Annotated in this window: 4 protein-coding genes; all 4 read right to left on the reverse strand. The window is 40.5% G+C overall.

Going from position 1 to position 9,007, the window contains the following annotated elements; genetic code table 11:
- Positions 1-155 precede the first annotated feature (155 nt).
- Positions 156-3,971 (reverse strand): pectinesterase family protein, encoded by a 3,816-nt coding sequence (locus ACT6XC_RS06310; RefSeq protein WP_443741201.1) that lies wholly within the window; start codon positions 3,969-3,971, stop codon positions 156-158.
- A gap of 104 nt (positions 3,972-4,075) precedes the next feature.
- On the reverse strand, positions 4,076-5,185 hold the full coding sequence (gene aroC / locus ACT6XC_RS06315; RefSeq protein ID WP_443741202.1) for a chorismate synthase: 1,110 nt from the start codon (positions 5,183-5,185) through the stop codon (positions 4,076-4,078).
- Between the two features lie 227 nt (positions 5,186-5,412).
- On the reverse strand, positions 5,413-6,939 hold the full coding sequence (locus tag ACT6XC_RS06320; protein ID WP_443741203.1) for an acyl-CoA carboxylase subunit beta: 1,527 nt from the start codon (positions 6,937-6,939) through the stop codon (positions 5,413-5,415).
- 119 nt (positions 6,940-7,058) lie between these two features.
- On the reverse strand, positions 7,059-8,816 hold the full coding sequence (locus ACT6XC_RS06325) for a hypothetical protein (RefSeq protein WP_443741204.1): 1,758 nt from the start codon (positions 8,814-8,816) through the stop codon (positions 7,059-7,061).
- Between the last annotated feature and the right edge of the window lie 191 nt (positions 8,817-9,007).

The raw sequence follows: 9,007 nt of genomic DNA on the forward strand, positions 1-9,007 counted from the left end.
AAAAAAAGACTTCCGGTCATAAATTTTTAACCGGAAGTCTAAAAAAAATTCGGGCGGTTTAACGGGCTGTCCGTACTTCCGCTTTCGCTCCATCCTCCTCGGCTAAAGCCTGCGGTGGATTGCTACGCAAGTACTACCATCCCTACCGCAAAAAACTATTTTCCAAGACTATCCATTACGCTCTGTTCGTAGCGAGTCCAGTATTTGTCATAGCTTTCCATTTTTCCATCTTGATCAACGGTAAACATAATTTTTCCATCGTTGTTTTCGCCCATCGCATTTTTCGGATGGATAATGCTTGGTGCAAGTGCAGGAATTTCTTTTTTAATTTCTTTTGCAAATTCCCCTGCAATTACAAAACCGCCGAGTTTATTGTTGTGTGTCGAATCTCCAGCAAACATAAGTTCTTTTGCTTCAATTTTGTTTCCGCAGTCAGAATATGCTTTTTCGTATAGTTTTTTTGTAATTTCAAAACCGTCAATCAAAAGAATTTTCTTTTCTTTTGCAAGCTGGCGGACAGCTTCTACATAGGCGTTGTTTCTTGTAATCTGAGTTTTTGTCGAAGTGTCTTTTGAGTCGTGGTGAGGAGTGATTCTTCCTTTTCCGTCAAAGTACATTCGGCTTACAGGCGTTACGAGCACAGGAGTTGCCCCTGCTTCGAGCGCAACATTTACGTACTGCATAAGATACCATTTGTAAGTTCCGCCACAGTCATAAGAATAGAACGAATTTCCATATTTTTCAAAATAACTGTCTGGAGTGCGGACTTTTTTGCCTTCATGAATTGGATAAATTCCTTTTTTATTTGGTTCTCCAAGCGGAACATAGCGATCTTCTAGGTAGCCTGCTCCGTTTGAACAGTCATTGTGTCCAAACTGAATAAAAAGATAGTCGCCCTTTCCAATCTGCTGCCTTATTTTTTCCAGCGAACCTTCGTTTATAAAGTTGCGGCTTGAGCGTCCTCCGTTTGCGTAGTTCTGAACTTCAACGGCACCGTTAAAGAAGCACTGCAAGAATTCTCCCCAGGCACCTTCGTTTCTTGTCTGACCGTTGTTCCACATTCCGAGCGCAGAATAATCTTTACAAGTCGAGTCAGAAGCAAGGAAAACATTTACCTTTCCTTCTGCACGCGGACGGACTGCCGTTGCTTTAGAAGGAATTGCATAGCCTTCGTTAATTTTTTTGTCCAGTTCAACAGTTACAGTTTTTCCAGCTTTGCCTGAATGGTTCATTGGAGTAATTACAGCTTTTAAGTTGAATCCGGAATCTGCTCTTGAAATAAGATAGGTTTTGTCGGCAAAACCAGTACTCTGTTTTATGAGCGTGTCTTTTTTATCTTTTGTCCTAAACCACTGAATCAGAGAACAGTCTTCTCCTGAACCGTTAAATTCGTAGTGAAGGGTGATTGTGTGTCCAGGATAAGGTGTATTTATGTCATCATCTGTTGTAAAACTTGCTTTTTTTATTTTTACATCAGACGACTTTGGAGCAGAATAAGATACAGGTGTCCAGCCGATAAAATAATTTGAAGGACTGTAAGCTCCAGCATCTGCAATGATTTTTCCGCCATCGCGGTGGCTTACATCAACGCCTGCATTGTCCCACATTGAATTATATTCAAAGAAATTTGCATTTTTAGGTTTGTTTCCGCTCATGCTTGTCCAGCCCTGCGGATTTATAATTCCTTCGTATGCAAAAATCGTATTTACAAATGCAACACTTGCCTTTGGTCCCCATGGTCTTCCAAAGTAGCCTGGAGACTGCATATTGTTTTGGTCTGCATTGATTACGCAGTTATAGAACAGATAGCCTTTTTCTTTTGCGTTGCGGGCTGCGGTTAAATATCCGCTGTTTTTTGAATCAGAATATCCTGCCCAAACAATTTGACAGTTTTCAAAAACAACATCTCCGTCACCAAAAATAAAGTCGGTATTGCCTTCAATATAGCAGTTTTTGTAATACTGTCTTGAATCTGCTCCTGTGTAGAGAGTATCCTGAGAACCAAGGAATTTACAGTTTACAAATTCAGCCTGATCTGCTTCTGTGCAGATTGCTGCCGCACGCTCTGTCGCTGTCTTTGACTGAACATCGGAATTGAGCTTTCTTACAAATGCGATTGTAGTTCCGTCTGGTTCTACACCGTCCTTTAATTCTTCGGCGGTAACATATTTGTTAAACGAAGTTTCAAAAGTGATTCCTTCTGCGCGGAAAAATTTAGCATCTTTTTTTACGTAAGTTGCAACTCCCCATTTTGCTACGCTTTTCTTTTCAAATTTGTCATAGGCTCTCTCTTCATCGTAGTAGCCGTTTAAATCTGCCGAGTAATAATTGTAACCGATTCCATAATACCAGGTGAGTTTTACTTCCTGGGCTGGAGTGTCATTTTTCAGGGTAATGTACGGAGTGTCGATTATAACTTGGTCGCGGTAAATTCCTGGAGCAATATGAATTGTAATTCTGTCGGCTTCTGATTTTGGAGCCATTGCATGAGCGGCTTTTACAGCCTGTTTTACAGATGAATAGTCCTGTTTTTTGCCTCCAACGTAAATGTCTTTTTTGAGAGGAATTTGATTTACTGTTTTGTCTTTTGCGCTCATCAAAATATCTTTTGTTACGTTTGAGCCGGAAACCGAGATGTGATTCATTGTCGCAGTTTTTTCAGTTTCGCACAAAACTTCGTAATTTCCGTCGCGGAGTTTTGTTCCGTAAATTCCGTTTGCGGCCGCTCCAGCATAAGTGTAGCCGTCTTCAAGATTTTTGAACGAAATCGAAGAAGGCATGATTGAAGTGTCGCCGATGAATTTTCCGTTTACGTTGTAAACCGGCTTTAATTCAACTTGAATATCCTTTGTAAAAGCAGCAGTTCCTTCAAAAACTGTGTCTTTTGCTACTGTGTAATCGTTTGCGCCTTCGAGAGAGACTGCGTATTGAACGGCAGGCTCAAGTTCGCCCTTAAAAGAAAACTCTCCGTTTGTATTCTGAATTTCGATTTCTATTGGAAGATAAAGAGAAGTTGCTGGAGGAGTCATTACGATTTTTGCAGATGATGAAGAAAAATCTTTTGCAAAACCGCTGATTTTTCCGTCGACAATGTAAGTTTTCATTTCTGAAGCGGTAAGATCCTTTTTGAGGGAAGCCTGCGCATCCTCAGAAATTGAAATATGTTTTGTGTCTGCCGAAATCCCAAATCCTTTAACGCCTTCCAAAACCGCCGTAAATGTAAATCCTGCTGGAAGTCGTGTTGTGTAGCTTCCTCCAGAAATTGTTGCTGGAAGTTGCTGTTTTGTTTCTGAAACAACAAATTTTAATTCGCCTTTTGAAGGAAGTCCTTTGATTGAACCGTTTACATTTACGCCAGAAGTGCGCGTAATGCGGTAATAAACCGGTTTTGCGCTTGTCGCTTCGCAGTAAACTTTATAAGAGCCGTCGGAAATTGCAATATAAGACCAGCGTTTTGATTCTCCGTTGAGCCAGGCAGATTCATCTTGAATTCCGTTTTTTTCGCCAGATTCGTTTACAGATGCAAAGTGAATTTTATCTTCTGAACCGTTTGAAGCCCGTCCGTAAAAAGTAACGATATCGCCAGCCTTTACGTTTTTTAAGAGCAGGTAGCGCCTGGCTTCTCCGCCTTTTCCGTTGCAGTAATAAATTCCGTCAGAAATGTAGCCGTCGCTAAATTCAAAAGAAGAATAGCCTTGGGTTCCGTAATTTTTTGAACCATTGTAATAGGCACGGTCATTTTTGTCGGTTTTTAAAGTAAGATCGCCAAAGGTGTATTCCCCAGCTTCGAATTTTCCGTCTGCGGCAAGTCCCGAAAGATTGTCCAAATCGGAAATTTTAATGTGATTGACGGCATTTTTTTCTTCAACGCCACCAAAATCCCAGACATCAACTTTGCGAGTCTGGGCAGATACCGAAACAGCTGCAAAAAAAGCCAGAACCGTTGCGGCAATTATGAAACATTTTTTCATAATAACTCCCAATTTTTTATAAAAAATTTGCACTATAATTGTAACAGTGTTTTTATAAAAGTGTAGTGAGAATTATGATGAATTTTTGAAAAAAACGGTGGAACTTATATTCTTCCGGCTTGGTTTTGCAAGAATAAATCACATAGAGTGACAGCCGTCATAGCTTCGATTACAGGAACAATTCTCGGGCAAAGACAGACATCGTGGCGTCCTTCGATTTTGAGGTCTTCGTTATGAAATTTGCCGTTTTCGTCAACAGAAACAGTTTGCTGTTCTTTAAAAATAGAAGGAACTGGTTTTACGGCAACTCTGAAGAAAATTTCGTTTCCGTTGGAAATACCGCCTAAAACTCCGCCAGCATTGTTTGTTAAAAATTCAACCTTTGAGCCATCAGAAGCTGCGCGCATAATGTCGTTATTTGTGCTTCCTGTTAAATCGGCGGCTTCAAACCCTGCGCCAAATTCAATTCCTTTAACTGCGCCTATGCTTAAAATTGCGTGTGCCAAAAGCGCATCAAGCTTGTCAAAAACACATTCTCCCAAACCTGCTGGAAGTCCTGTTACACGGCAGGCGATTATTCCGCCGACAGAATCTCCGTTTTTGCGGAGTTCTTCGATTTTTTCGTTCATTTTGGCCGCTGCGTCGTTGTCCGGGGCGCGAAGCGCATTCTGTTCAATCTGCGAAAAATCTGTTTTTTGAATGTTGATTCCAGCCGCACGCTGAGTGTAAGCGGTAATTTTTATTTGCGGACAGAAGTGTTCAAGCACCTGTCTTGCAACTTCTCCTGCGGCGACACGGACAGCGGTTTCTCTTCCAGAGCTTCGTCCGCCTCCACGGTAATCTCTAAAACCGTATTTTAAAAAATATGATAAATCTGCGTGTCCTGGTCTAAATGTATTTGCAAGGTTTGAATAGTCCTTTGAATGCTGGCTTTCGTTGCGGATTATAAAGCCTATGGAAGTTCCTTCTGATTTTTCTTCAAAAACACCGCTTAAAATTTCTATTTTGTCGGATTCTTTCCTAGCGGTAACAGAAGCGTTTGCCTGACCGCCTGCATTTTGTCCTGGTTTGCGCCTGTCGAGCGCCGCCTGAATTTTTGTCTGGTCGATTTTTATTCCTGCTGGAACTCCATCGAGTATTCCACCGAGTGCGGAACCGTGGCTTTCGCCAAAAGTTGTGATTTTGAAAATTTTACCAAAAGTGTTTCCAGACATATTTTTTTGCTCCAAATTTTATTTCGTAAGAATAGCATAATTGAAGATTTTGGGCAAAGAAAAAAATAATAAAGCACACGAGTGGCCTTATAGCCCGGCTTGTAACCCCAGAGTTGCCTTAAGGCAATGAGCGGTTAGCGAAGGGTGGAAAGCCGGTTAGAGAGAAGGTGTGCTCCAAAAATAAAAAAAAACGGCACCTGAAAATTCAGATGCCATTGTGTTAAATATTAAAGAGGGATGTTTCCATGTTTTTTGAGAGGTTTGTCCGAAACGCTTTTATTTTCGAGAAGTTCAAAACTGCTTAAGATTCGGGCGCGGGTTTCCTGTGGTTCGATTACGGCACTGATATAGTCGCGCTGAGCGGCAATTGTCGGTGTCATAAATGTTGCACGGTATTCCTTACCTTTTTCCTGTACGAGCTGGGCATTGTTCGGATCTTTTAATTCCTTTGCATAAAGGATACCAATTGCTCCTTCTGCTCCCATTACTGCAATTTCTGCTTTTGGCCAGGCGTAAACAAAGTCTGCACCGAGGTGTTTTGAACACATTGCAATGTATGCTCCACCGTAAGCCTTGCGGGTGATTACTGTAACTTTTGGAACTGAAGCTTCTGCATAAGCATAGAGAATTTTTGCTCCGTGGCGGATAATTCCCTTCTGTTCTTCTTGTGGTCCTGGGATAAAGCCTGGAACGTCAACAAAGGTCAAAAGTGGAATGTCGTAAGCGTCGCAATATCGGACATGGCGTGCAATTTTGTCGGAAGCGTCGCAGTTCAATACTCCGCCAAAGTTTCCCGGATTGTTTGCAACTACGCCGACTGTCTTGCCTTCGATTTTTGCAAAGCCTACAACTGCGTTTCCTGCAAATTCTTCTGTTGATTCAAAGAAACTGTCATCGTCTACAACGCGGTTGATTACTTCGCGGATGTCGTAGCCTTTTGTGCTTGTTTCTGGAAGAACTGAGTCGAGTTCAGCAGATTTTTTTTCTGTATATTTAAAGTCAACTTTTTTACCGAAAAGAGCCTTCTTTTCTTTTGGTTCAAAAGGAGTTTTATCGCCGTAATAGTGAGGAATATAATCGAGGAGTTTGCGTACTTTTTCGATACATTCTGCTTCTGTCGGGCAACGGTAGTGTGCAACGCCTGATTTTTGAGAGTGAATTGCAGCGCCACCAAGGTCTTCGGATGTAATGTCCATAAACATTACCTGTTTTACAACTTTTGGTCCTGTAATGTACATTTCAGAAATTTTATCAACTGTAAAAATAAAGTCTGTAAGTCCTGGAGAATAAACTGCGCCACCAGCACAAGGTCCTGCAATTACAGAAATCTGCGGAATTACGCCACTTGCGCGTACGTTCTGACGGAAAATTTCGCCGTAACCGCAAAGAGCGTCAACACCTTCCTGGATACGAGCACCGCCCGAATCATTGAGTCCGATTACAGGACAGCGACATTCAATTGCCTTTGCAATGAGCTCTGCAATTTTCTGACCGTGGACTTTTCCTAAAGAACCGCCTTGTACCGTAAAATCCTGTGCATAAACTGCAACTTTTTTTCCGTTTACTTTTCCAAAGCCTGTGATTACACCGTCATAAGGAATTGTTTTTTTATCCATTCCAAAACTTGTGCACTGATGCTGAGCATCTGCATAAATTTCCATAAAACTGTCTTTGTCGCAAAGAAGGTTGATTCTTTCAATTGCGTGAAGTTTTCCTTTTGCGTGCTGTTTTTCAAGATTGTAGTCAAAAGCCATCTTAATGCCTCGTTTTGTTAATTTCTAATTAGGAGAATACGACATTTTGTCAATAAATGTCAATATGACAAAAAGACTGAAAATGTCATTTTAAGAGAAAGAACAGAATGTTTGTAATTTTACTCAAACTCTTTTGCAGCCGAACTGTTATATTTTTTTATCATATACGGAACTTCGTCTTTTAGATCTATTTCTGATGGCACAAAGTCGTATTTTTGGCGAAGAAGCTCTGCCGCCTTTTTTACGTCTTTTCCAGTTTTTTCAAGACAGTCCAGATAGTCTTTTTTGTAATTTTTTACGCTATAGGAATTCCGGAATGTTTTTCCAGTTCCGCTGATTTTTCTTACAATCCAACGCTTTCCGTTCCACACAAGATTGACATTTTCTGTCGTCGCCAAAACCGTGATTATCGGTTCTCCTTCGTTGTAAATCAAATTGTAGCTTACTTCGTGGCTTATTTCGTCGCCTTTTTTTAAGGTTTTGCCGTTTTCTTCTTTGAGCGGAGTTTTTTTGTCTTTTCTTTTTGGATAATCAAAATTTGAAGAAGTTTGAATTCCATCGACCGTCAAATTTGTAATTCCGTATTGCCAAAAATCAGTCTTCCCTCTAAAAAACAGCCAGCCGGCAGGAGTTAAGGTTCCGTCTTTTTCGTCCATTGCAAGTCTCTGTTTGTTCGTAACGTAAAAACCCGAAACCTGCTGAATAAGGCTTTTTGCTTCTTTTCCTTTTGCAATTTCCTGAATAATCGTAACGTCAGCCTTGTGAATTCCTGTCAAAAGAGTCTGCACTGTCTGTTCGGATGTAAGTCCAATGCTTGTTGCAAGTTTTTGATTTTCTTTATTAAAACTGAACGCAACTGAAAAGCCTGCAATTACCGCCAAAACGCTTCCCCAAATTTTTTTTGAATTTCTTCGATAAAAACGTCCGAAATTTATTTTTTTTGCCTGTTTTTTTATGAATTCGCTGCGCCGCTCTAAAAATTTCTGGTCGTCTTGATTTTGAGAAAATCCAGACTTAAAAAAATCTTCCAAAAGTTTTGAATTAAACTCCATGGCTTTTTTTAGAATTTCAATGCGCTTTTTTTCGGTTTTTTCGTTTACAAAACGGCGCTCGCCAGGAATAATCCGTTTTTTTCTTTTTACGCAAAGCCCGGCATCCACCGACAACGCAAGTTTTTCGTTTACGACAGGAATTTCGTATTCAACAGGAATAAAATTCGAATCCGTAATATCCGCCTGTCTTTTTTCTAAATTTTCCTGACAAAAAGCATATTTTTTTGTGATTGCCCGGTAAGCGAGGGCGGCCCTTGTAAAAATCGCCGCTTCCAGACCTTCAAGTCCGCGGTGAACAAAAATCCCCTGAAACTTTCCATAATCTTTTGAATTTTCTGCACAACGCTCAAAAAGATTTCCAGGAAGGACAACCGCCCAAAAACTTCCATTTTCCTGTTTTTCAGAAACCAGAATTCCCTGTGCGCCCGGAAAAATCGTCAGTTTTTTTGTTTCGTCTTCATTTTGATTTTCACCAAAACCTGCATTTTTGAGAATTTCGTCCATCGTCTTAAAACCCGCAATAATTTTTTCGTTGCAGTTTTCTTTGTCCACGGTTTGTTTTTGGTCTTCAAAAATCCTAAAAAGCGGCTCAAAAACCAATTTGCCTTCGCCTGGCATTTTTCCTTCAAATGCGACAGACTTGTCTTCAAGAATTTTAATGGAATCAAAATTCCATTTTTTTAAAAAAATCTGTTCGTCAGCACAAATTTCTGCTACAAAACCGTCTTCTGCCAAAAGTTTTTCCAAATCAGTGCGCGCAAAACTCTGTTCAGCCAAAAATGAACGTAAAAAAAATTTATCTTCTTCAAAAAAAATGCAATCCATACAACCAATTTATTTATATTGAAGATAAAAGTAAAGTCAAAAATTTTATGGGCGGTCAGTCAAGAGCCTAAAACTCTTGACTGTCGCTATGTCCGCAACTTGCTGCGCGCGGTCCTCACTTTGTTCGGACTGCCTCCGGCATTGCTCCCAGCGCTACCGCATCCGCCTAAAAAAGTTCCTTTAGATTTTCT

The sequence above is a fragment of the Treponema berlinense genome, assembly GCF_052273165.1.
Lineage (GTDB): Bacteria > Spirochaetota > Spirochaetia > Treponematales > Treponemataceae > Treponema_D > Treponema_D berlinense_A.

What these genes read in the sequence shown, in the direction of transcription:
- ACT6XC_RS06310 (WP_443741201.1), bottom strand. Translation starts at nt 3,971, where the DNA reads ATGAAAAAATGTTTCATAATTGCCGCAACGGTTCTGGCTTTTTTTGCA.
- aroC (WP_443741202.1), bottom strand. Translation starts at nt 5,185, where the DNA reads ATGTCTGGAAACACTTTTGGTAAAATTTTCAAAATCACAACTTTTGGC.
- ACT6XC_RS06320 (WP_443741203.1), bottom strand. Translation starts at nt 6,939, where the DNA reads ATGGCTTTTGACTACAATCTTGAAAAACAGCACGCAAAAGGAAAACTT.
- ACT6XC_RS06325 (WP_443741204.1), bottom strand. Translation starts at nt 8,816, where the DNA reads ATGGATTGCATTTTTTTTGAAGAAGATAAATTTTTTTTACGTTCATTT.